Annotated in this window: 31 protein-coding genes and 1 pseudogene; 5 read left to right on the top strand and 27 right to left on the bottom strand. The window is 46.1% G+C overall.

All coding sequences use genetic code 11. From position 1 onward, the window contains the following. Positions 1 to 6 precede the first annotated feature (6 nt). The 27 genes from rpsD to rpmE all read right to left on the bottom strand — a co-directional run bounded on the left by rpsD (position 7) and on the right by rpmE (position 12,935). Positions 7 to 627, bottom strand: a complete 621-nt coding sequence (gene rpsD, locus KIV40_RS02585; RefSeq protein WP_005383146.1) for a 30S ribosomal protein S4 — start codon at positions 625 to 627, stop codon at positions 7 to 9. A gap of 27 nt (positions 628 to 654) precedes the next feature. Further along, positions 655 to 1,044, bottom strand: coding sequence for a 30S ribosomal protein S11 (rpsK, locus tag KIV40_RS02580; RefSeq protein ID WP_001118870.1), 390 nt, complete (start codon positions 1,042 to 1,044; stop codon positions 655 to 657). Positions 1,045 to 1,062: 18 nt separating this feature from the next. Then, a complete protein-coding gene (rpsM, locus tag KIV40_RS02575; RefSeq protein WP_005450559.1) occupies positions 1,063 to 1,419 on the bottom strand; it encodes a 30S ribosomal protein S13 in 357 nt (118 codons plus the stop codon). Positions 1,420 to 1,568: 149 nt separating this feature from the next. After that, positions 1,569 to 1,682 (bottom strand): 50S ribosomal protein L36, encoded by a 114-nt coding sequence (gene rpmJ / locus KIV40_RS02570; RefSeq protein WP_000868186.1) that lies wholly within the window; start codon positions 1,680 to 1,682, stop codon positions 1,569 to 1,571. 38 nt (positions 1,683 to 1,720) lie between these two features. Further along, a complete protein-coding gene (secY, locus tag KIV40_RS02565) occupies positions 1,721 to 3,055 on the bottom strand; it encodes a preprotein translocase subunit SecY (RefSeq protein WP_005435093.1) in 1,335 nt (444 codons plus the stop codon). A gap of 20 nt (positions 3,056 to 3,075) precedes the next feature. Beyond that, positions 3,076 to 3,510 carry a 50S ribosomal protein L15 gene (gene rplO / locus KIV40_RS02560; protein WP_005528539.1) on the bottom strand — a complete coding sequence of 145 codons (435 nt, stop codon included), beginning with the start codon at positions 3,508 to 3,510 and terminating at the stop codon, positions 3,076 to 3,078. 5 nt (positions 3,511 to 3,515) lie between these two features. Beyond that, on the bottom strand, positions 3,516 to 3,692 hold the full coding sequence (rpmD, locus tag KIV40_RS02555; protein ID WP_000201159.1) for a 50S ribosomal protein L30: 177 nt from the start codon (positions 3,690 to 3,692) through the stop codon (positions 3,516 to 3,518). A 7-nt stretch (positions 3,693 to 3,699) separates the two neighbouring features. Further along, entirely contained in the window at positions 3,700 to 4,203 is a 504-nt protein-coding gene (gene rpsE, locus KIV40_RS02550; RefSeq protein WP_005435090.1) for a 30S ribosomal protein S5, read from the bottom strand. 14 nt (positions 4,204 to 4,217) lie between these two features. Next, entirely contained in the window at positions 4,218 to 4,571 is a 354-nt protein-coding gene (rplR, locus tag KIV40_RS02545) for a 50S ribosomal protein L18 (protein ID WP_005435088.1), read from the bottom strand. 9 nt (positions 4,572 to 4,580) lie between these two features. Beyond that, complete coding sequence (gene rplF, locus KIV40_RS02540; protein WP_012126876.1) at positions 4,581 to 5,114, bottom strand: 50S ribosomal protein L6; 534 nt, start codon at positions 5,112 to 5,114, stop codon at positions 4,581 to 4,583. Positions 5,115 to 5,126: 12 nt separating this feature from the next. Next, positions 5,127 to 5,519, bottom strand: a complete 393-nt coding sequence (gene rpsH / locus KIV40_RS02535) for a 30S ribosomal protein S8 (protein ID WP_005450567.1) — start codon at positions 5,517 to 5,519, stop codon at positions 5,127 to 5,129. 29 nt (positions 5,520 to 5,548) lie between these two features. Beyond that, on the bottom strand, positions 5,549 to 5,854 hold the full coding sequence (gene rpsN, locus KIV40_RS02530; protein WP_004410442.1) for a 30S ribosomal protein S14: 306 nt from the start codon (positions 5,852 to 5,854) through the stop codon (positions 5,549 to 5,551). 17 nt (positions 5,855 to 5,871) lie between these two features. Beyond that, positions 5,872 to 6,411: a 50S ribosomal protein L5 gene (rplE, locus tag KIV40_RS02525; RefSeq protein ID WP_285347896.1), complete on the bottom strand. Its 540-nt coding sequence runs from the start codon at positions 6,409 to 6,411 to the stop codon at positions 5,872 to 5,874. A gap of 23 nt (positions 6,412 to 6,434) precedes the next feature. Further along, positions 6,435 to 6,752 (bottom strand): 50S ribosomal protein L24, encoded by a 318-nt coding sequence (rplX, locus tag KIV40_RS02520; protein WP_005435084.1) that lies wholly within the window; start codon positions 6,750 to 6,752, stop codon positions 6,435 to 6,437. A gap of 13 nt (positions 6,753 to 6,765) precedes the next feature. After that, positions 6,766 to 7,137: a 50S ribosomal protein L14 gene (gene rplN / locus KIV40_RS02515; RefSeq protein WP_004410450.1), complete on the bottom strand. Its 372-nt coding sequence runs from the start codon at positions 7,135 to 7,137 to the stop codon at positions 6,766 to 6,768. A 164-nt stretch (positions 7,138 to 7,301) separates the two neighbouring features. Next, entirely contained in the window at positions 7,302 to 7,556 is a 255-nt protein-coding gene (gene rpsQ / locus KIV40_RS02510; RefSeq protein WP_005435082.1) for a 30S ribosomal protein S17, read from the bottom strand. After that, positions 7,556 to 7,747 (bottom strand): 50S ribosomal protein L29, encoded by a 192-nt coding sequence (rpmC, locus tag KIV40_RS02505; RefSeq protein WP_004410456.1) that lies wholly within the window; start codon positions 7,745 to 7,747, stop codon positions 7,556 to 7,558. Before rpmC ends, rpsQ begins: the two co-directional genes overlap by 1 nt. After that, complete coding sequence (gene rplP, locus KIV40_RS02500) at positions 7,747 to 8,157, bottom strand: 50S ribosomal protein L16 (RefSeq protein ID WP_005379577.1); 411 nt, start codon at positions 8,155 to 8,157, stop codon at positions 7,747 to 7,749. Before rplP ends, rpmC begins: the two co-directional genes overlap by 1 nt. An 11-nt stretch (positions 8,158 to 8,168) precedes the next feature. Next, positions 8,169 to 8,867 (bottom strand): 30S ribosomal protein S3, encoded by a 699-nt coding sequence (rpsC, locus tag KIV40_RS02495; protein ID WP_005435080.1) that lies wholly within the window; start codon positions 8,865 to 8,867, stop codon positions 8,169 to 8,171. An 18-nt stretch (positions 8,868 to 8,885) separates the two neighbouring features. Further along, positions 8,886 to 9,218, bottom strand: coding sequence for a 50S ribosomal protein L22 (rplV, locus tag KIV40_RS02490; RefSeq protein WP_005528535.1), 333 nt, complete (start codon positions 9,216 to 9,218; stop codon positions 8,886 to 8,888). A 10-nt stretch (positions 9,219 to 9,228) separates the two neighbouring features. Next, the gene (gene rpsS / locus KIV40_RS02485; protein ID WP_005431614.1) at positions 9,229 to 9,507 is read right to left on the bottom strand and encodes a 30S ribosomal protein S19; all 279 of its coding nucleotides are present in this window, start codon (positions 9,505 to 9,507) and stop codon (positions 9,229 to 9,231) included. Positions 9,508 to 9,528: 21 nt separating this feature from the next. Beyond that, entirely contained in the window at positions 9,529 to 10,353 is an 825-nt protein-coding gene (gene rplB / locus KIV40_RS02480) for a 50S ribosomal protein L2 (protein ID WP_005528534.1), read from the bottom strand. A 15-nt stretch (positions 10,354 to 10,368) separates the two neighbouring features. Then, positions 10,369 to 10,671, bottom strand: coding sequence for a 50S ribosomal protein L23 (gene rplW, locus KIV40_RS02475; RefSeq protein ID WP_004398471.1), 303 nt, complete (start codon positions 10,669 to 10,671; stop codon positions 10,369 to 10,371). Beyond that, positions 10,668 to 11,270, bottom strand: coding sequence for a 50S ribosomal protein L4 (gene rplD, locus KIV40_RS02470; protein ID WP_005435074.1), 603 nt, complete (start codon positions 11,268 to 11,270; stop codon positions 10,668 to 10,670). Before rplD ends, rplW begins: the two co-directional genes overlap by 4 nt. 17 nt (positions 11,271 to 11,287) lie before the next feature. Next, positions 11,288 to 11,917, bottom strand: coding sequence for a 50S ribosomal protein L3 (gene rplC / locus KIV40_RS02465; protein WP_005435072.1), 630 nt, complete (start codon positions 11,915 to 11,917; stop codon positions 11,288 to 11,290). Positions 11,918 to 11,931: 14 nt separating this feature from the next. Next, the gene (rpsJ, locus tag KIV40_RS02460; protein WP_004410492.1) at positions 11,932 to 12,243 is read right to left on the bottom strand and encodes a 30S ribosomal protein S10; all 312 of its coding nucleotides are present in this window, start codon (positions 12,241 to 12,243) and stop codon (positions 11,932 to 11,934) included. Positions 12,244 to 12,716: 473 nt separating this feature from the next. Further along, a complete protein-coding gene (gene rpmE / locus KIV40_RS02455; RefSeq protein WP_005429947.1) occupies positions 12,717 to 12,935 on the bottom strand; it encodes a 50S ribosomal protein L31 in 219 nt (72 codons plus the stop codon). A gap of 295 nt (positions 12,936 to 13,230) precedes the next feature. Here rpmE and priA point away from each other — a divergent pair, with 295 nt between their 5' ends. The 5 genes and pseudogenes from priA (at position 13,231) to hslU (ending at position 19,394) form a co-directional block, all read left to right on the top strand. Beyond that, positions 13,231 to 15,432 carry a primosomal protein N' gene (gene priA / locus KIV40_RS02450; RefSeq protein WP_285347893.1) on the top strand — a complete coding sequence of 734 codons (2,202 nt, stop codon included), beginning with the start codon at positions 13,231 to 13,233 and terminating at the stop codon, positions 15,430 to 15,432. Positions 15,433 to 15,635: 203 nt separating this feature from the next. Further along, a pseudogene (cytR, locus tag KIV40_RS02445) lies at positions 15,636 to 16,646 on the top strand (DNA-binding transcriptional regulator CytR); the annotation flags it as partial. Between the two features lie 168 nt (positions 16,647 to 16,814). Further along, the gene (locus tag KIV40_RS02440; protein ID WP_051117615.1) at positions 16,815 to 17,366 is read left to right on the top strand and encodes an SPOR domain-containing protein; all 552 of its coding nucleotides are present in this window, start codon (positions 16,815 to 16,817) and stop codon (positions 17,364 to 17,366) included. A gap of 115 nt (positions 17,367 to 17,481) precedes the next feature. Then, positions 17,482 to 18,033 carry an ATP-dependent protease subunit HslV gene (gene hslV, locus KIV40_RS02435; RefSeq protein ID WP_005435051.1) on the top strand — a complete coding sequence of 184 codons (552 nt, stop codon included), beginning with the start codon at positions 17,482 to 17,484 and terminating at the stop codon, positions 18,031 to 18,033. Positions 18,034 to 18,062: 29 nt separating this feature from the next. Further along, positions 18,063 to 19,394 (top strand): HslU--HslV peptidase ATPase subunit, encoded by a 1,332-nt coding sequence (hslU, locus tag KIV40_RS02430; protein WP_255985614.1) that lies wholly within the window; start codon positions 18,063 to 18,065, stop codon positions 19,392 to 19,394. The last annotated feature ends 890 nt before the right edge of the window (positions 19,395 to 20,284 follow it).

Here is a 20,284-nt window from a genome sequence, read left to right as displayed (position 1 = left end):
TAAACCTTACTTAGAGTAAAGCTCGACGATCAATTGTTCGTTGATGTCAGCTGATAGATCAGAACGCTCAGGCATACGCTTGAATGTACCTTCCATCTTGCCACCATCTACTTCAATCCAAGTTGGTTTTTCACGTTGTTCAGCAACTTCTAGAGCTGCTTTGATACGAGCTTGCTGTTTAGCTTTCTCGCGGATAGAAACAACGTCATTAGCCGCTACTTTGAAAGAAGGAACGTTTACAACTTTACCGTTAACTAGGATAGCTTTGTGGCTAACTAGCTGACGTGCTTCTGCGCGAGTTGCGCCAAAGCCCATGCGGTAAACTACGTTATCAAGACGACCTTCAAGAAGCTGAAGCAGGTTCTCACCTGTATTGCCTTTAAGACGTGCAGCTTCTTTGTAGTAGTTACGGAATTGTTTTTCTAGAACGCCGTACATACGACGAACTTTTTGCTTCTCACGAAGCTGAACGCCATACTCAGATAGACGACCGCGACGAGCGCCGTGTACACCTGGTGCGTTATCAATTTTACACTTGGTATCGATCGCGCGAACACCAGACTTAAGGAATAAGTCAGTGCCTTCACGACGGCTAAGCTTCAGCTTAGGACCCAAATATCTTGCCATGATCTTTCTCCAGTAATCTAAAAAACGTTATACGCGACGTTTCTTAGGTGGACGACAACCGTTATGAGGGATTGGTGTAGCATCAACGATGTTTGTGATGCGGAAACCAGCAGCGTTCAGAGCGCGAACAGTAGATTCACGACCTGGACCTGGACCCTTAACCATAACTTCCAAGTTCTTTAGACCGTATTCTTTAGCCATTTCAGCACAACGCTCAGCAGCAACCTGTGCAGCGAACGGAGTAGACTTACGAGAACCACGGAAACCAGAACCACCTGCAGTAGCCCAAGCTAGAGCATTACCTTGACGGTCAGTAATGGTTACGATTGTGTTATTGAAAGAAGCATGGATGTGCGCAACGCCATCTGCAACTTGCTTGCGTACGCGCTTACGAGCGCGAGTTGGTTGTTTAGCCATTGTACTCTACCTTCCCGATTATTTCTTGATCGGCTTACGCGGACCCTTACGGGTGCGAGCATTGGTTTTAGTACGCTGTCCACGTAGTGGTAGACTGCGACGATGACGAAGACCACGGTAACAGCCAAGGTCCATAAGACGCTTGATGTTCATAGATACTTCACGACGTAGATCACCTTCTACAGTGTACTTAGCTACACCATCACGCAGTTGATCGATCTGCTCTTCAGTTAGTTCACTGATCTTAACATCTTCAGCAATACCCACTTCAGCTAGGATAGCTTGAGAGCGAGTTTTACCGATGCCGTAGATCGCCGTTAGAGCGATTACAGCGTGTTTTTGATCAGGAATGTTAATGCCTGCTATACGGGCCATTATTCACTCCTAAGTGTTTCTATAAAAGAATTAGCCGCAGCAAAGCCCGTTATGGATACGCTGCGGGATACTACTTCTTTTGCACGCAAAAGGTAGGCCGAGGAATATACTCGACCTAACCTTCGTTTTCAAGTAAAAATTTCTGCTAATTAGCCTTGGCGCTGTTTGTGCTTTGGCTCACTGCAAATCACGCGAACAACACCGTTGCGCTTGATTACTTTACAGTTACGGCAGATTTTTTTAACGGAAGCACGAACTTTCATTGCTAAACTCCGTAATTGAAACTGAGTCTACCGTCGAATTAACGACCGTAGCCTTTCAGATTCGCTTTCTTCAACACAGAATCATACTGTTGAGACATCAGATGAGTCTGTACCTGTGCCATAAAGTCCATGATAACAACTACTACGATTAGTAGAGATGTACCGCCGAAGTAGAAACGTACGTTCCACGCGACCATCATGAACTCGGGAATCAGACAGATAAAGGTAATGTACAGTGCACCCGCTAGGGTTAAACGTGTCATCACTTTATCAATGTACTTAGCTGTCTGCTCACCTGGGCGGATACCGGGTACGAATGCACCGGACTTCTTCAAGTTATCTGCTGTTTCGCGCGGGTTGAAAACCAACGCCGTGTAGAAGAAACAGAAGAAAATAATCGCTGCTGCATAAAGCATTACATACAGCGGTTGACCTGGGCTAAGAGCCAAAGACACGTCAGTTAACCAACCGAACGCGCTGCTCTCACCGTTCTGACCAAACCACTGAGCCAGTGTTCCTGGGAACAGGATAATACTTGATGCAAAAATCGCTGGAATAACACCTGCCATATTAATTTTAAGTGGCAAATGCGAGCTTTGCGCAGCAAATACTTTACGACCTTGTTGACGCTTAGCGTAGTTAACGACGATTCGGCGTTGACCACGTTCCATGAAAACAACGAAGTAAATTACTGCAAAAGCTAATACCGCGATTAGCAGCAGAAGAAGTACATGCAATTCACCTTGACGCGCTTGCTCGATTGTTTGACCGATTGCAGAAGGCAATCCAGCAACAATACCTGCAAAAATCAGAATGGAAATACCATTACCGATTCCTCGCTCTGTAATTTGTTCACCTAACCACATTAGGAACATGGTACCGGTTACTAAACTTACGGTAGCAATTAGCGTAAACATGGTTTGGTTCATAACAACCAGATTGTCGACCATGTTTGGTAAGCCAGTTGCAATACCAATAGCTTGGAATGTTGCAAGTACAAGCGTGCCGTAGCGTGTGTATTGGCTGATCTTGCGACGGCCTGCTTCACCCTCTTTTTTGAGTTCCGCTAACGCTGGATGAACTACAGTTAGCAGTTGGACAACAATAGATGCCGAAATATACGGCATGATGCCCAACGCTAGTATAGATGCACGCTCAAGAGCACCACCGGAGAACATGTTAAACATTTCAACGATGGTACCTTTTTGCTGTTCGAACAAATCGGCAAGTACAGCAGCGTCAATACCAGGAATCGGCACAAAAGAGCCGGCTCGGAATACTAAAAGTGCACCAATTACGAATAACAAGCGCGACTTTAGTTCACTTAAGCCGCTCTGAGCACTACGAAAATCTTGTCCTGGTTTCTTAGCCATCTGTACCTCGTTCCTCGAGATTATTCCTCGATTTTACCGCCTGCAGCTTCGATTGCAGCTTTAGCGCCTTTAGTCACACGTAGACCTTTAACAGTCACTGCTTTGTTGATTTCACCAGAAAGAACAACTTTAACGAATTCGATGTTCTTAGTGATGATGTTAGCAGCTTTAAGGCTGTTTAGATCTACCACGTCACCAGAAACTTTCGCTAGTTCACCTAGACGAACTTCAGCAGACACTAGGCTCTTACGAGAAGTGAAACCGAATTTTGGTAGACGTTGTTTCAGAGGCATCTGACCGCCTTCGAAACCTGGACGAACTTTACCGCCAGAACGTGATTTTTGACCTTTGTGACCACGGCCACCAGTTTTACCTAGGCCAGAACCGATACCGCGACCTACACGCTTAGGAGCATGCTTAGAGCCAGCAGCCGGTGCAAGAGTATTCAAACGCATTCTGATTACTCCTCAACTTTAACCATGTAGTAAACCTTGTTGATCATACCGCGTACGCACGGAGTATCTTCAAGTTCTACTGTGTGGTTGATTTTACGAAGACCTAGACCACGCAAAGTAGCTTTGTGCTTTGGTAGGCGGCCAATTGAGCTTTTAGTTTGAGTTACTTTAATAGTTGCCATGGTGTTCTTACTCCGAAATAGCTTCAACAGTTAGACCACGTTTAGCAGCAACCATTTCTGGCGACTTCATGCTACCTAGTGCATCGATCGTTGCACGAACGATGTTGATAGGGTTCGTAGAACCGTATGCTTTAGATAGTACGTTGTGTACGCCAGCAACTTCTAGTACTGCACGCATCGCACCACCTGCGATAACACCAGTACCTTCTGCAGCAGGCTGCATGTAAACTTTAGAGCCCGAATGGCGACCTTTCACTGGGTGGTGAAGAGTGCCTTCGTTTAGCGCGATAGTAGTCATGTTACGACGCGCTTTTTCCATTGCTTTTTGAATCGCTGCAGGTACTTCACGAGCTTTGCCGTAACCGAAACCTACACGACCGTTACCGTCACCAACTACTGTTAGTGCAGTGAAGCTCATGATTCGACCGCCTTTAACCGTTTTAGAAACGCGGTTAACTGCGATTAGCTTTTCTTGCAAATCATTCGCTTGAACTTGTTGTTCTTTAGCCATCTTCCAACCCTACCTTAGAATTTCAGACCAGCTTCGCGAGCAGATTCTGCTAGCGCCGCTACTCGACCGTGGTATTGGAAACCAGAACGATCAAATGCAACTGCAGTTACGCCTTTTTCAAGAGCGCGCTCTGCAACAGCTTTACCTACTGCTTTAGCTGCATCAACGTTACCAGTGTATTTCACTTGCTCACGGATCGCTTTTTCTACAGTAGAAGCTGCTGCGATAACCTCAGAGCCATTAGCCGCGATAACCTGTGCGTACACGTGACGAGGAGTACGGTGTACAACTAGGCGAGTCGCACCCAGTTCTGCAATCTTACGACGTGCGCGTGTAGCACGACGGATGCGAGATGCTTTCTTATCCATAGTGTTACCTTACTTCTTCTTAGCTTCTTTAGTACGCACATTTTCATCTGCGTAACGAACACCTTTACCTTTGTAAGGCTCAGGTTGACGGTAAGAACGAATGTCAGCCGCAACTTGACCAACTAGTTGCTTATCACAACCAGTAATGATGATTTCAGTTTGGCTTGGACATTCAGCTTTAATACCCGCTGGCAACTCGTGCTCAACTGGGTGAGAGAAGCCTAGTGTTAGACCTACAGCGTTGCCTTTAATAGCAGCACGGTAACCAACACCTTTAAGAGTTAGCTTCTTAGTAAAGCCTTCAGTAACACCAACAACCATGTTGTTAACTAGAGCGCGAGCTGTACCAGCTTGTGCCCATGCGTTAGCAGCACCTTCTTTCGGACCGAAAGTTAGGTTGTTTTCTTCCTGAGCGATAACTACAGCGTCGTTTAGAACGCGAGTCAGTTCGCCTTTAGCACCTTTTACAGTGATTTCTTGGCCGTTTAGTTTCACCTCTACGCCAGCTGGAATAGCGACAGGTGCTTTTGCAACACGAGACATAGTCTACTCCTATTAAGCTACGTAACAGATGATTTCACCGCCAAGACCTGCTTTACGTGCAGCGCGGTCTGACATCAGACCCTTGGAAGTAGAAACGATAGCAATACCAAGACCACCCATTACAGAAGGAAGTTGATCTTTCTTCTTGTAAACACGTAGGCCTGGACGAGAAACACGTTTAAGTTGCTCGATTACTGGTTTAGCTTGGAAGTACTTAAGTGTAACTTCTAGCTCAGGTTTTGCTTCGCCTTCAACAGCGAAGTCAACGATGTAACCTTCAGCTTTTAGTAGTGCAGCAATTGCAACTTTAAGCTTTGAAGAAGGCATTTTAACAGCAACTTTGTTTGCTGCCTGACCGTTACGAACGCGGGTCAGCATATCCGAAATCGGATCTTGCATGCTCATATGATTTACTCCAAATGATTAAGTGGCAATTACCAGCTAGCCTTACGAAGACCCGGAATCTCGCCTTTCATGCAAGCTTCACGAACCTTAATACGGCTTAGACCGAACTTACGTAGGTAACCGTGTGGACGACCAGTTTGGTTACAACGGTTGCGCTGACGTGATGCACTTGAATCACGTGGAAGAGATTGCAGTGTAAGAACCGCATTCCAACGATCTTCTTCAGATGCGTTTACATCGCTGATGATAGCTTTTAGCGCAGCACGCTTTTCAGCGAACTTAGCTACTAGCTTCGCACGTTTTGCTTCACGTGCTTTCATTGAATTTTTAGCCATAACAGTAACCCTTCACCTTACTTACGGAATGGGAAGTTAAAGGCAGCCAGCAGAGCACGGCCTTCCTCATCAGTACAAGCAGACGTCGTAATAGTGATGTCTAGACCGCGTACTCGATCAACTTTATCAAAGTCGATTTCCGGGAAGATGATTTGCTCGCGAACGCCCATGCTGTAGTTACCGCGACCGTCAAAAGACTTAGCGCTAACACCACGGAAGTCACGTACACGTGGAAGTGCGATAGAGATTAAACGCTCTAAAAATTCCCACATACGTTCGCCACGCAAGGTTACTTTACAACCGATAGGGTAGCCTTCACGGATTTTGAAACCTGCAACAGATTTACGAGCTTTAGTGATAAGTGGCTTTTGACCAGAGATCGTTGCCATATCAGCAGCTGCGTTTTCTAGCAGTTTCTTATCGTTGATTGCTTCACCAACACCCATGTTTAGGGTGATTTTCTCGATTCTAGGGACTTGCATGACGCTTGTGTAGCTAAACTGTTTGGTCAGTTCAGCGACTACAGACGACTTGTAGTAATCATGCAGTTTCGCCATAGTAGAACTCCAAATTACTTCTATTAGTTAGAAACGATTTCGTTGTTAGACTTAAAGAAACGAACTTTCTTACCATCTTCAAAACGGAAACCGATACGGTCAGCTTTACCAGTAGCTGCGTTAAAGATCGCCACGTTAGAAACATCGATAGCTGCTTCTTGCTCTACAATACCGCCTTGGATACCTAGTGCAGGAACAGGTTTCTGGTGTTTCTTAACAAGGTTGATACCTTCAACGATAACTTTACCAGTTGCTAGGACCTTAGTTACTTTACCTTTCTTGCCTTTGTCTTTACCAGCAAGAACGATTACTTCGTCGTTACGACGGATTTTAGCTGCCATTTCTACGTGCTCCTTACAGAACTTCTGGAGCCAGTGAAACGATCTTCATGAACTTATCGCCACGAAGTTCGCGTGTCACAGGACCAAAGATACGTGTACCGATTGGTTGCTCAGTGTTGTCGTTCAACAATACACAAGCATTTCGGTCGAAGCGAATGACAGAACCGTCAGGACGACGTACGCCTTTACGGGTGCGCACTACCACCGCCTTCAGAACGTCACCTTTCTTAACTTTACCGCGAGGAATTGCTTCCTTAACAGTAACTTTGATAACGTCACCGATATGTGCATAACGGCGGTGAGAGCCACCCAGAACCTTAATACACATTACGCTGCGTGCGCCTGAGTTATCAGCTGCGTCCAGCATACTTTGCATTTGGATCATGTTAGTGCTCCGCTAAATAATAAAAAAACTAGACCCTCTCGGGTCGGGCTGCCTCTTTAAAAGGGACGCGAATTGTACCACCCTTTTTTTCAATTGGGTAGTCAAAAAATAAACGGCTCCAAAAATTATTTTTGGAGCCGTTTTTAATCATAGAATAAAGAAGATTAGATCTTCGCTTTTTCTAGGACTTTAACCAATGTCCAAGACTTAGTCTTAGACAGAGGACGACACTCTGCGATTTCAACTGTGTCGCCTAGGCCACACTCGTTGTTCTCGTCATGTGCGTGTACTTTAGTCGTGCGCTTTACGAATTTACCGTAAATTGGGTGTTTAACCATGCGCTCGATAGCAACTACGATAGACTTGTCCATCTTGTCGCTAACAACACGACCTTGTTGAGTACGTTTTACTTCGCTCATTATGCGCCTGCCTTCTCAGTCAAAACAGTTTTCACACGTGCGATATCACGGCGTACAGCTTTCAGAGTATGAGTTTGCTGTAGCTGACCAGTTGCAGCTTGCATGCGCAAGTTGAACTGTTCACGTAGCAAATTCAATAGCTCAGCGTTAAGCTCTTCAACGCTTTTCTCGCGTAGATCTTGTGCTTTCATCACATCACCTGCTTAGTTACAAATGTAGTTTTGAATGGCAGTTTACGAGCCGCTAGGCGGAACGCTTCACGAGCCAATTCTTCAGGTACACCACCCATTTCGTACATAACCTTACCAGGTTGGATTTGGGCTACCCAGTACTCAACGTTACCTTTACCCTTACCTTGACGAACTTCAAGTGGTTTTTCTGTGATTGGTTTGTCTGGGAACACACGGATCCAGATTTTACCTTGACGCTTAACGTGACGTGTCATTGCACGACGTGCCGCTTCGATTTGACGAGCAGTTAGACGACCACGGCCAACAGCTTTAAGACCGAATTCGCCGAAGCTTACATCAGTACCTTTAGCTAGACCACGGTTACGACCTGTCTGAACCTTACGGAACTTAGTACGTTTAGGTTGTAGCATCTGTCGACTCCTTACTTACGGCCTTTACGCTGCTTCTTAGGCTTGTCGCCTTTAGGCTCTACAGCGTTAGCTGCTGGCATACCACCTAGGATCTCACCTTTGAAGATCCAAGTTTTAATGCCGATCACACCGTATTGAGTGTGAGCCGAAGAAGTTGCGTAATCAATGTCAGCACGTAGAGTGTGTAGAGGTACACGACCTTCACGGTACCACTCAGAACGTGCAATTTCAGCGCCGCCTAGACGACCACTTACTTCTACTTTGATGCCTTTAGCACCTAGACGCATTGCGTTTTGTACCGCGCGCTTCATAGCACGACGGAACATAACACGACGCTCTAGTTGAGACGCGATGCTGTCACCAACAAGTTGTGCATCAAGTTCAGGCTTACGTACTTCAGCGATGTTAATTTGCGCTGGTACACCTGCAATTTTTGCTACAGCTGCGCGTAGTTTCTCAACGTCTTCACCTTTCTTACCGATTACAACGCCTGGACGAGCAGTGTGAATAGTCACACGGATGCTCTTAGCAGGACGCTCGATAACGATGCGTGAAAGAGACGCTTTTTGTAGTTCCTTAGTTAGGAACTGACGTACCTTGAAGTCGCCGTCTAGGTTGTCAGCGAAATCTTTGGTGTTAGCAAACCATGTAGCATTCCAAGGCTTAACGATGCCAAGACGAATACCATTAGGATGTACTTTTTGACCCATTGCTTACTCTCCTAGTCTCTAGCGATCTGCTACAACAACAGTGATGTGGCTTGAACGCTTCAAGATACGATCCGCACGACCTTTAGCACGAGGCATAATACGCTTCATGGTTGGGCCTTCATCTACAAAGATTTTTGCGACATTCAGATCGTCAATATCTGCACCTTCGTTGTGCTCCGCGTTAGCGATAGCAGACTCTAGAACTTTCTTAACTAAAACAGCAGCTTTTTTGTTGCTGAAAGTTAGGATTTCTAGAGCTTGGTCAACAGATTTACCACGAATTAGATCCGCAACTAAGCGAGCTTTCTGAGGCGAAATGCGAGCAAAGTTATGTTTAGCAATAGCTTCCATTATTTACTCCTTAACGCTTCTTAGCTTTCTTATCCGCAGCGTGACCGCGGTAAGTACGTGTTGGTGCGAATTCACCTAGTTTGTGACCGATCATTTCTTCGGTTACGAAAACAGGTACGTGCTGACGACCATTATGGACAGCGATGGTCAAACCGATCATCGATGGGATGATCATTGAACGACGGGACCAAGTCTTAAGTGGCTTTTTGTCTCCGCTTTCCACCGCTTTCTCTACCTTCTTCAGCAAGTGTAGGTCAATAAATGGACCTTTCTTGAGAGAACGTGGCATGGCGATTCCTCTTTATATAGATTACTTGTTACGACGACGTACGATGTACTTGTCAGTGCGTTTGTTCTTACGAGTCTTGAAGCCTTTAGTTGGCATACCCCAAGGAGATACTGGGTGACGACCGCCAGATGTACGACCTTCACCACCACCGTGTGGGTGATCAACCGGGTTCATTACTACACCACGTACGGTTGGACGTACGCCGCGCCAGCGTGAAGCACCAGCTTTACCAAGTTCACGTAGCATGTGCTCAGAGTTACCAACTTCACCGATTGTTGCACGGCCTTCAGAAAGAACTTTGCGCATTTCGCCAGAGCGTAGACGGATAGTTACGTACGCACCGTCGCGAGCAACGATTTGAGCGTAAGCACCAGCCGAACGAGCTAGCTGACCACCTTTACCAGGTTTTAATTCAACGTTGTGTACAGTTGAACCTACTGGGATGTTACGCATTGGAAGAGTGTTACCAGCTTTAATCGGTGCATCAACACCAGATTGGATAACATCACCCGCGTTAACACCTTTAGGTGCTAGGATGTAGCGACGCTCACCGTCTTTGTAAAGAACTAGAGCAATGTTTGCGCTACGGTTTGGATCGTATTCTAGACGCTCAACTGTCGCTGGGATACCGTCTTTAGTACGTTTGAAGTCAACTACACGGTAGTGGTGCTTGTGACCACCGCCGATGTGACGTACTGTGATACGACCGTTGTTGTTACGACCACCGTTCTTAGAGTTTTTCTCTAGAAGAGGTGCGTATGGCTTGCCCTTGTGTAGGTCAGCGTTAACAACTTTAACAACGTGACGACGACCAGGGGAAGTCGGCTTACATTTAACAATAGCCATTTTTAACTACTCCTGTTATTCCGCGCCGCCAACAAAGTCAAGATCTTGACCTTCTTTCAAAGTAACGTACGCTTTCTTAACGTCGCTGCGGCGACCTTGGCGTAGACCTTGACGTTTGGTCTTACCCTTAGTGATAAGAGTATTTACAGACTTAACTTCAACTTCAAAAAGCTTTTCTACAGCTGCTTTGATCTCTTTCTTAGTTGCATCTTTAGCTACTTTGAAAACGATAGTGTTCGCTTTCTCAGCTGCCATAGTTGCTTTTTCAGAGATGTGCGGTGCACGTAGAACTTTTAGGATACGCTCTTCAGTGATCATGCTAGCATCTCCTCAACTTGCTTAACTGCTTCAGCAGTCATTACAACTTTGTCGAACGCGATTAGTGAAACTGGGTCGATACCAGCAACGTCACGTGCGTCAACTTTGTATAGGTTACGAGCAGCTAGGAATAGATTCTCATCTACTTCGCTAGTCACGATTAGAGCGTCAGTTAGCTCAAGCTCTTTAAGCTTAGCAACTAGCTCTTTAGTCTTTGGCGCTTCAACTGAGAAGTTATCAACAACGATTAGACGCTCTTGACGAACTAGCTCAGAAAGAATGCTCTTCATAGCACCGCGGTACATTTTCTTGTTAACTTTTTGGCTGTGATCTTGTGGTTTCGCAGCAAAAGTAACACCACCTGTACGCCAGATTGGGCTACGGATTGTACCAGCACGCGCACGGCCAGTACCTTTTTGACGCCATGGCTTAGCGCCACCGCCAGAAACTTCTGAACGTGTTTTTTGAGCACGAGTACCTTGACGAGCACCTGCTGCAAATGCAACAACTACTTGGTGTACAAGAGCTTCGTTAAACTCACGTCCGAAAGTAGTTTCGGAAACAGTTAGTGCATCAGCACCTTTAACCATTAGTTCCATTACTTACTCCTGAGACGTTATGCTTTAACAGCTGGTTTAACGATCACGTTGCCACCTGTTGAGCCTGGTACTGCACCTTTAATAAGAAGCAGATTGCGCTCAGCGTCAACACGTACGATCTCTAGGTTTTGAGTCGTTACACGCTCAGCACCCATGTGACCTGCCATTTTCTTGCCTTTAAATACGCGACCTGGAGTTTGACATTGGCCAATTGAACCCGGTGCACGGTGAGACAATGAGTTACCGTGAGTCATATCTTGAGTACGGAAGTTCCAACGCTTAACAGCGCCTTGGAAACCTTTACCCTTAGATGTACCAGTAACGTCTACTTTCTTAGTTTCGTTGAATAGTTCAACTGTTAGCTCAGCGCCAACTGCGAACTCTTCACCGTTTTCCAAACGGAATTCCCAAAGACCACGACCAGCTTCAACGCCAGCTTTAGCAAAGTGACCTGCTTCAGCTTTGTTTACACGGTTAGCTTTCTTTGAACCAGCAGTTACCTGGATTGCAGCGTAGCCATCTGTCTCAAGAGTTTTAACTTGAGAAACACGGTTTGCTTCAACTTCAACAACTGTTACTGGGATAGAAACGCCGTCTTCAGTAAATACGCGGGTCATGCCCACTTTACGACCGATTAGACCAATCATTCTTCTAATCTCCCTTAACCTAGGCTAATTTGAACGTCAACGCCCGCAGCAAGGTCTAGACGCATTAGAGCATCAACAGTTTTGTCTGTTGGCTCAACGATGTCGATTAGACGCTTGTGAGTACGAATTTCGTACTGGTCACGTGCTTTCTTGTTAACGTGTGGAGAGATAAGAACTGTGAAACGCTCTTTACGAGTTGGCAGTGGGATTGGACCACGAACCTGTGCGCCAGTGCGCTTAGCTGTTTCAACGATTTCCGCTGTAGAAGCGTCGATTAGTTTGTAATCGAATGCTTTTAGGCGGATACGGATACGTTGGTTCTGCATGAGACAGAGCTCCAATATTAAAAATTACACAAACAATATCGCCACTCAAACTCGTCAAGACGAGAGAATGCCGATTGATTTATGTGAAACCGTAGCATCCAAGATTAGGACGCATTGTCAGTTAATTTTCGATTAACTATCCCTATATGCCAGAGTCACGTCTGGGGATAGTTTTTCCGAAGAAAAGATAGCTAATTGTATTAACCGCGAACATAAGCTGAGTCTACATTACCTTGCAAATCCGAAGACTTGCTCGCTCCTCATTGCTCATTGGTTCACAACTGGCTTAACCAGTGCGACGCATTATACAGATCACACTTTAGGATGCAAGAGCTGAGTGAAAAATAATCGAACAAAATTCAACCACTCGGCTTATCCCGGTTTTGACGCCAAATCGCCTATTTTACGATGGGCGAATAAACAAAAAGGACGCCGAAGCGTCCTTTTTTAAACAGGAATAATAGCGCTGGCTATTACTTCTTGCTTGATAGAGCACCGAAACGCTTGTTGAAGCGATCAACACGGCCGCCTGTATCAACGATACGTTGCTTACCAGTGTAGAATGGGTGACATTTGTCACATACGTCTAGGTGGATAGACTCTTTGTCTAGAGTTGACTTGAACTCGAAAGAGTTGCCGCAAGAACAAGTAGCAGATACTGCTTTGTATTCTGGGTGGATACCAGCTTTCATGGGATAACCTCAATTGTAGGCCGTGTCGCTATACGAATCTAAGCCGCACACCACACGTAATGATAAAAAAAAGTGCGATACCGCATCGACCAAATGCCGAAGCCATATCTAAGGCGCAGTATAGTAATGAATCACTAGACTAGGATCAACACATTTGGCAACTTTTTCGCCACTTTTTTCACCAGTACTTTCGTACTGAAGAGAATCAAGTTACCCAAAATGCAGATCGCTCGAATTTCTTAACGCGTTTTAATAGACTATAGCCCTCTTCCCTCTTTTATATAGTAAAGATTCTATGCGTCCATCCATCGCCCGAGTAGCACTGCCAGTCCCGCTCGACAAACAGTTTGACTATGTCATACCTAGTCACCTTTTCCCTGTGATTGGCGGACGCGTTTCTGTGCCTTTTGGTCGGCAGACTTTGGTTGGCATCGTGACCGCCATGGTAAATCATTCAGACTTTCCTAAAGAGCAACTGAAAGCGATTAAAGCGGTATTAGATGCCCAACCAGTTTGGCCAGAAAAACTCTATTCTTTACTGACTTGGTGCAGCCAGTTTTACCAATATCCACTTGGTGACACACTTCATAATGCAATGCCTGCTGCCCTGCGTAAGGGAAAACCTGCCGATTTCGCGACATTACAAGAGTGGCAAATCACTGCGTCGGGTAAAGATAAGCTGATGCAAGGCTTAGGGCGTGCAGTCAAGCAACAGCGTGCTTTGCAGATGCTGGTCAATGGTTCAGTGCCACACCAAGAGTTCATCGACCAAGAAATTGGCTCTACCGTACTTAAGTCTTTGGAAGAGAAAGGCTGGGTCGAACGCATAGAGAAAAAGCCGACGATCACTAAGTGGGGCCAACAAGTTGAATTCAATGTTGAAAAACCAAAGCTCAACCACGAACAAGCTCTGGCGATTGCTAGCGTAAACAGCCAAACCGGCTTTGCCTGCTATTTATTAGAGGGCGTTACAGGTTCCGGCAAAACCGAAGTTTACCTTAACCTCATTAAGCCAGTACTTGAACAAGGTAAGCAAGCTTTGGTGCTCGTCCCTGAAATAGGCCTGACGCCCCAAACCATTAACCGCTTCAAGCGTCGCTTTAATGTGCCTGTGGATGTCATTCACTCTGGGTTAAATGATACCGAGCGACTCAACGCTTGGCTTTCTGCGCGAGACAAAGCCGCTGGCATCATTATTGGTACGCGCTCTGCCCTACTAACGCCTTTTGCTGATCTTGGCATTATCATTGTCGATGAAGAACACGACTCGTCTTATAAACAACAAGATAGCCTGCGCTACCATGCTCGTGATGTTGCGGTGATGCGTGCACATAAAGAGCAAGTACCTATTGTCCTCGGCTCTGCCACGCCAGCTTTAGAAACACTACACAACGCATTGACAGGCAAGTACCACCATTTAACGCTGACGCAACGCGCCGGTTCTGCAGTTCCGACCACCAACAAGGTACTTGATGTTAAAGGCCTCTATCTAGACAGTGGCTTATCCGCGCCATTGATTGCTGAAATGCGCAAACATCTAAAAGCGGGCAACCAAGTGATGCTGTTCTTAAACCGTCGCGGCTTCTCACCGGCGTTAATGTGCCATGAATGTGGCTGGATTGCAGAATGTAAACGCTGTGATGCTTACTACACCTTCCACCAATACAGCAATGAGATTCGCTGTCACCACTGTGGCTCACAGCAGCCTGTGATTAATCAGTGCCAAGGTTGTGGTTCGACTCAGTTGGTCACGGTGGGTGTGGGTACCGAACAGCTTGAGTTGCAACTGGCTGAGCTCTTCCCAGAATACAAAGCCATTCGCATTGATAGAGACAGCACGCGCCGTAAAGGCAGTTTAGAAGATGCGCTCGAATCGATTCGTAAAGGCGAATACCAAATTCTGATTGGCACGCAGATGTTAGCAAAAGGCCACCACTTCCCAAATGTTACGCTTGTTGCACTACTCGATGTTGATGGCTCCCTCTACAGTAGTGACTTCCGCGCCTCCGAGAGACTGGCTCAACTGTTTATTCAGGTCGCAGGCCGCGCAGGCCGCGCAAGCAAACCCGGTGAAGTGATATTGCAAACTCACCACCCAGAACACAGTTTACTGCAGGCTCTACTACAGAAAGACTATCGCCACTTTGCTATGACCGCACTGGAGGAGCGTAAACTCGCGCAACTGCCACCGTATAGCTTCTTGACCTTATTTAAAGCAGAAGCCAACCAAAGCGAAGTGGTCGAAGACTTTTTACGTCAGGTGCGTTTTACCCTTGAATCGCATCCATTGTTCGATGATAGCTGTATGGTGTTGGGGCCGACACCATCACCACTGGCTAAGCGCGCTGGTAAGTATCGATGGCAGTTATTATTGCAGACTCAGCATCGCTTATTGATGCAAAAGTTATTAACCAGTGCGAAACCTGCTATTGAGTTCTTGCCAAATGCCAAGAAAGTTCGCTGGAATTTAGACATAGAACCACAGGATCTCAGCTAGCAAACGTTTAACCATGTAATGAATTGCCTTTTAATGTGATGAGATTCACATTAGGATTGCAATTTTTGTTAAACAGACCGTAACTTTCCCTTTAGAAATGAATAGACTATTCAAATTAGTAAAGTCTAAAGTGGATCAGTCACATAGGCTTCAATTAGAACAATGACAAACGTCACCTTGGCGAATATTTTAAGAGGGTAAAAACTATGGCGACAATGAAGGATGTTGCCCAGCTTGCAGGGGTATCTACTGCGACGGTATCAAGAGCATTAATGAATCCAGAAAAAGTCTCTTCTTCAACAAGAAAGAGAGTGGAAGATGCCGTACTAGAAGCTGGTTATTCACCAAATTCATTAGCTCGTAACTTACGCAGAAATGAATCAAAAACCATTGTCACCATCGTACCGGACATTTGCGACCCGTACTTCTCAGAGATCATTCGTGGTATTGAAGATGCAGCAATGGAACACGGCTATCTTGTTCTATTGGGCGACAGCGGTCAGCAGAAAAAGCGTGAAAGCTCGTTTGTTAACTTAGTCTTTACTAAACAAGCAGATGGTATGCTTTTACTTGGTACAGATCTGCCGTTTGATGTCAGCAAGCCTGAACAGAAAAACCTGCCACCTATGGTGATGGCGTGTGAATTTGCTCCAGAGTTGGAACTGCCAACCGTTCATATCGATAACCTAACCTCAGCCTTTGAAGCAGTGAACTACCTTACTCAGTTAGGTCATAAGCGTATTGCTCAGATCTCTGGCCCAGACTCTGCTGCTCTGTGTCAGTTCCGCCACCAAGGTTACCAACAAGCACTGCGTCGAGCGGGTATTAATAAAGAGGAGCAATACACCGTTATTGCCGACTTCTCTTTTGACGGCGGAGTACAAGCCGTGCGTAAACTGCTTGAGCTTCCAGAGCCACCGACCGCTCTATTCTGTCACTGTGACACCATGGCAATTGGTGCTATTCAAGAAGCGAAGCGCCTAGGTCTGCGTATTCCTCAAGACCTGTCCGTAGTCGGCTTTGATGACATTCAGTTCGCTCAATATTGCGATCCACCGCTAACCACCATCTCTCAACCTCGTTATGAGATCGGTCGCCAAGCGATGTTGATGATGCTTGAGTTGCTTAAAGGTCACGACGTGCATTCTGGTTCTCGCCTACTCGAGACCAAACTTGTTGTGCGTGGCAGTGCAGCGCCACCGCCACTTCGATAAGAAAACTCTTCCGCAGCAACAACCGTTTCATTCTAAGCGACGCATTTAGCGTCGCTTTTTAATGTCTACTTTCCTGCACGTAGCTAACAAGATTATCTAATTAGGGTGTTTTCTCGTCGCATTCTGGATTAACATATTTGCCAGAATCCTTGATGACCAGAAGTAACCGTGGCAAATAGAGATTATGTAAGACGCGGACGCGGCGCTCCGAAGAAGTCGACAAAAAAACAACCTTCAAGAAAAAAACCTTGGCGTAGTGGTCTACTAGCAATATTGCTCGTGGGCGGTTTCGGCTATGGTCTGTATTTATTGAGCTCAGATCCAGAACCTGAGCAAACCGTTGTGGCAGAAAAGCCTATAACGAATACCACCAGCAAACCAAAGCCGAAGAAAGACATTCCACCTCCACCAGAAGAAAAGTGGGAATACGTGGAATCTCTACCACAGCGTGAAGTAGAAGTCGTCGCTAAAGAAATTCAGGTATCCAAAGTACCTTATGTGATGCAGTGTGGTGCTTACAAAAACCAAAGTCAGGCAGAAGAGCGTAAGCTTGCCATTGCCTTCCAAGGTATGAGCAGCCGTGTGATTAAAAAAGAAGGCAGCTCTTGGTATCGCGTAGTACTTGGTCCATACAAGTTCAAGCGTGAGGCAGAGAAAGATCGCCACAAATTGCAACGCGCCAAGATTGAGCCATGTGCAATTTGGAAAGAGAATCTTTAAACACAGGCCCTAGGAGCTAAGATCCTAGGGCCTTTCTTTTCGCCCCCTTGAATCCCCCACTCACTTACCCCATATACTTAATTAAATCCAAAGAGAAATAATTAAGAGGTCGACTGTGACTACCATTGTATCTGTACGTCGAAACAATAAAGTCGTCATCGCGGGTGATGGCCAAGTGTCGCTAGGTAATACCGTAATGAAAGGTAACGCACGTAAAGTTCGCCGCCTATACAACAACCAAGTACTTGCCGGTTTTGCTGGCGGTACCGCGGATGCCTTCACCCTATTCGAGCGCTTCGAAAGCAAACTTCAAATGCACCAAGGCCACCTAACTAAGGCGGCTGTAGAGCTAGCAAAAGACTGGCGTAGCGACCGTGCACTTCGCAAACTAGAAGCCCTACTGGCCGTAGCGGATGAAACTGCTTCCCTAATCATCACTGGTAACGGTGATGTAGTTCAGCCAGAAAACGATCTGATCGCTATTGGCTCGGGCGGCGCATACGCACAAGCAGCCGCAACTGCACTATTAGAAAACACAGACCTAGACGCGCGCGAAATTGCGGAAAAAGCATTGAACATTGCTGGCGACATCTGTGTATTCACCAACCATCACCACACTGTAGAAGAACTAGAATCTACAGTAGAGCTTCCTAAGCCAACGGCTTAAGAGCAATCGTAACGAAGTAAGGAAAGAATATGTCTGAAATGACTCCTCGCGAAATCGTTCATGAACTGAACCGCCACATTATTGGTCAAGACAAAGCAAAACGTTCGGTTGCGATTGCACTGCGTAACCGCTGGCGCCGCATGCAGCTTGAAGAAAGCTTGCGTGTTGAAGTAACGCCAAAGAATATTCTAATGATTGGTCCTACCGGTGTAGGTAAAACTGAGATCGCACGTCGTCTTGCTAAACTAGCAAACGCACCATTCATTAAAGTAGAAGCAACCAAATTCACGGAAGTGGGTTATGTCGGTAAAGAAGTGGAAACCATTATCCGCGATCTCACCGACGTTGCTGTGAAGATGACTCACCAGCAAGCGATGGAAAAAGTAAAATTCCGCGCAGAAGAGCAAGCAGAAGAACGTGTGCTAGACGCGCTGCTGCCACCAGCTCGTGATTCTTGGGGTCAATCTGAGCAAAAAGAAGACACATCGAATACGCGTCAAATCTTCCGTAAGAAACTACGTGAAGGCCAGCTAGACGACAAAGAAATCGAGATCGATGTAGCTGCACCGCAAATGGGTGTGGAGATCATGGCGCCTCCTGGTATGGAAGAAATGACTAACCAGCTACAGGGCATGTTCCAAAACCTAGCGGGTGATACCAAAAAGAAACGCAAGCTGAAAATCAAAGACGCAATGAAAGCATTAGCGGAAGAAGAAGCAGCGAAACTGGTGAACCAAGAAGAGCTGAAAGAATCTGCAATCTTCAACGTAGAGAACAACGGCATAGTATTCATCGATGAAATCGACAAGATTTGTAAGCGCGGTGAAAGCTCTGGCCCTGACGTTTCTCGTGAAGGGGTTCAGCGTGACCTACTACCACTAATCGAAGGTAGCACGGTATCAACGAAGCACGGCATGGTAAAAACAGATCACATCTTGTTTGTGGCGTCTGGTGCATTCCAAGTAGCAAAGCCTTCTGACCTGATCCCAGAACTACAAGGTCGTCTACCAATCCGCGTAGAACTTGAAGCGCTGACCAGCAACGATTTCAAACGTATCCTAACAGAGCCTAAAGCGTCTCTAACTGAGCAATACATTGCGCTGATGAAAACAGAAAGCGTAGATGTAGAGTTCACTGAAGACGGTATCACTCAAATCGCAGAAGCGGCATGGACGGTGAACGAAACCACTGAGAACATTGGTGCGCGTCGTCTACACACTGTGATGGAGCGTCTGATGGATGAGATTTCTTACGACGCGACTGAAAAAGCCGGTGAGAAGTTCGTCATCGACGCGGCATACGTGAAAGACCGCCTAGGCGATACGATTGAAGATGAAGATCTAAGCCGCTTTATTCTTTAATAACGCTCTATAGAGTCCAAAGCCCAGAACGATGCTTCTGGGCTTTTTCATTCCGCATGACCGTTACTTTCACGAGCTATAGACCAAAAGAGTTCGCCATCCTAGCGAGCCCAAGCGAGACTAAGGATCTAATAACAACTCACTCCAGCTCTTCATCCTTCACTTCAACCCACAGCACACACGGACAGTAGATTCTGAATCACCTCGTCCCTCGTTGTTCAGAATGACAATTACTTTAGCAAGCTCTAAACAAAAAGAATTCTTCATTCTAGCGAGCTCCAGCGAGACTAAGGATCTAGTAACAACGCACTCCAACTCTTCGTCTTTCACTTCAATCCAGAGCACAAACGGACAGTAGATTCTGAATCACCTCGTTCCTCGTTGTTCAGAATGACAATTACTTTAGCAAGCTCTAAACAAAAAGAGTTCGTCATCCTAGCGAGATCCAGCGAGACTAAGGATCTAGTAACAACGCACTCCAACTCTTCGTCTTTCACTTCAACCCACAGCACACACGGACAGTAGATTCTGAATCACCTCGTCCCTCGTTGTTCAGAATGACAATTACTTTAGCAAGCTCTAAACAAAAAGAGTTCGTCATCCTAGCGAGCTCCAGCGAGACTAAGGATCTAGTAACAACGCACTCCAACTCTTCGTCTTTCACTTCAACCCAGAGTACAAACGGACAGTAGATTCTGAATCACCTCGTCCCTCGTTGTTCAGAATGACAATTACTTTAGCAAGCTCTAAACAAAAAGAATTCTTCATTCTAGTGAGCTCCAGCGAGACTAAGGATCTAGTAACAACGCACTCCAACTCTTCGTCTTTCACTTCAACCCAGAGCACAAACGGACAGTAGATTCTGAATCACCTCAATGGTATGGACTCCC

It is taken from the genome of Vibrio sp. D173a (assembly GCF_030248475.1).
The sequence above is the reverse complement of the archived record's forward strand: the minus strand, read 5'-3'. Positions and strand labels throughout refer to the sequence as shown.

Coding starts and splice junctions, on each gene's coding strand:
- secY (WP_005435093.1), bottom strand. CDS start 3,055: ATGGCTAAGAAACCAGGACAAGATTTTCGTAGTGCTCAGAGCGGCTTA.
- rpsH (WP_005450567.1), bottom strand. CDS start 5,519: ATGAGCATGCAAGATCCGATTTCGGATATGCTGACCCGCGTTCGTAAC.
- rplF (WP_012126876.1), bottom strand. CDS start 5,114: ATGTCTCGTGTTGCAAAAGCACCTGTCGCTATTCCAGCTGGCGTAGAG.
- rpmD (WP_000201159.1), bottom strand. CDS start 3,692: ATGGCAACTATTAAAGTAACTCAAACTAAAAGCTCAATTGGCCGCCTA.
- rplO (WP_005528539.1), bottom strand. CDS start 3,510: ATGCGTTTGAATACTCTTGCACCGGCTGCTGGCTCTAAGCATGCTCCT.
- rpmC (WP_004410456.1), bottom strand. CDS start 7,747: ATGAAAGCACAAGATCTACGCGAGAAAAGCGTTGAAGAGCTTAACGCT.
- rplD (WP_005435074.1), bottom strand. CDS start 11,270: ATGGAACTAATGGTTAAAGGTGCTGATGCACTAACTGTTTCCGAAACT.
- rplR (WP_005435088.1), bottom strand. CDS start 4,571: ATGGATAAGAAAGCATCTCGCATCCGTCGTGCTACACGCGCACGTCGT.
- hslU (WP_255985614.1), top strand. CDS start 18,063: ATGTCTGAAATGACTCCTCGCGAAATCGTTCATGAACTGAACCGCCAC.
- rpsK (WP_001118870.1), bottom strand. CDS start 1,044: ATGGCTAAACAACCAACTCGCGCTCGTAAGCGCGTACGCAAGCAAGTT.
- rpsJ (WP_004410492.1), bottom strand. CDS start 12,243: ATGCAGAACCAACGTATCCGTATCCGCCTAAAAGCATTCGATTACAAA.
- rplP (WP_005379577.1), bottom strand. CDS start 8,157: ATGCTACAACCTAAACGTACTAAGTTCCGTAAGGTTCAGACAGGTCGT.
- rplX (WP_005435084.1), bottom strand. CDS start 6,752: ATGGCAGCTAAAATCCGTCGTAACGACGAAGTAATCGTTCTTGCTGGT.
- rplB (WP_005528534.1), bottom strand. CDS start 10,353: ATGGCTATTGTTAAATGTAAGCCGACTTCCCCTGGTCGTCGTCACGTT.
- rpsN (WP_004410442.1), bottom strand. CDS start 5,854: ATGGCTAAAAATTCAATGAAAGCACGTGAAGCAAAACGTGCGAAGCTA.
- rplV (WP_005528535.1), bottom strand. CDS start 9,218: ATGGAAGCTATTGCTAAACATAACTTTGCTCGCATTTCGCCTCAGAAA.
- rpsD (WP_005383146.1), bottom strand. CDS start 627: ATGGCAAGATATTTGGGTCCTAAGCTGAAGCTTAGCCGTCGTGAAGGC.
- rpsQ (WP_005435082.1), bottom strand. CDS start 7,556: ATGAGCGAAGTAAAACGTACTCAACAAGGTCGTGTTGTTAGCGACAAG.
- rplN (WP_004410450.1), bottom strand. CDS start 7,137: ATGATCCAAATGCAAAGTATGCTGGACGCAGCTGATAACTCAGGCGCA.
- rpmJ (WP_000868186.1), bottom strand. CDS start 1,682: ATGAAAGTTCGTGCTTCCGTTAAAAAAATCTGCCGTAACTGTAAAGTA.
- rpmE (WP_005429947.1), bottom strand. CDS start 12,935: ATGAAAGCTGGTATCCACCCAGAATACAAAGCAGTATCTGCTACTTGT.
- priA (WP_285347893.1), top strand. CDS start 13,231: ATGCGTCCATCCATCGCCCGAGTAGCACTGCCAGTCCCGCTCGACAAA.
- rpsM (WP_005450559.1), bottom strand. CDS start 1,419: ATGGCCCGTATAGCAGGCATTAACATTCCTGATCAAAAACACGCTGTA.
- rplE (WP_285347896.1), bottom strand. CDS start 6,411: ATGGCGAAACTGCATGATTACTACAAGTCGTCTGTAGTCGCTGAACTG.
- rpsS (WP_005431614.1), bottom strand. CDS start 9,507: ATGCCACGTTCTCTCAAGAAAGGTCCATTTATTGACCTACACTTGCTG.
- rpsE (WP_005435090.1), bottom strand. CDS start 4,203: ATGGCTAAAGAACAACAAGTTCAAGCGAATGATTTGCAAGAAAAGCTA.
- rplC (WP_005435072.1), bottom strand. CDS start 11,917: ATGATTGGTCTAATCGGTCGTAAAGTGGGCATGACCCGCGTATTTACT.
- rpsC (WP_005435080.1), bottom strand. CDS start 8,867: ATGGGTCAAAAAGTACATCCTAATGGTATTCGTCTTGGCATCGTTAAG.
- rplW (WP_004398471.1), bottom strand. CDS start 10,671: ATGATCACTGAAGAGCGTATCCTAAAAGTTCTACGTGCACCGCACATC.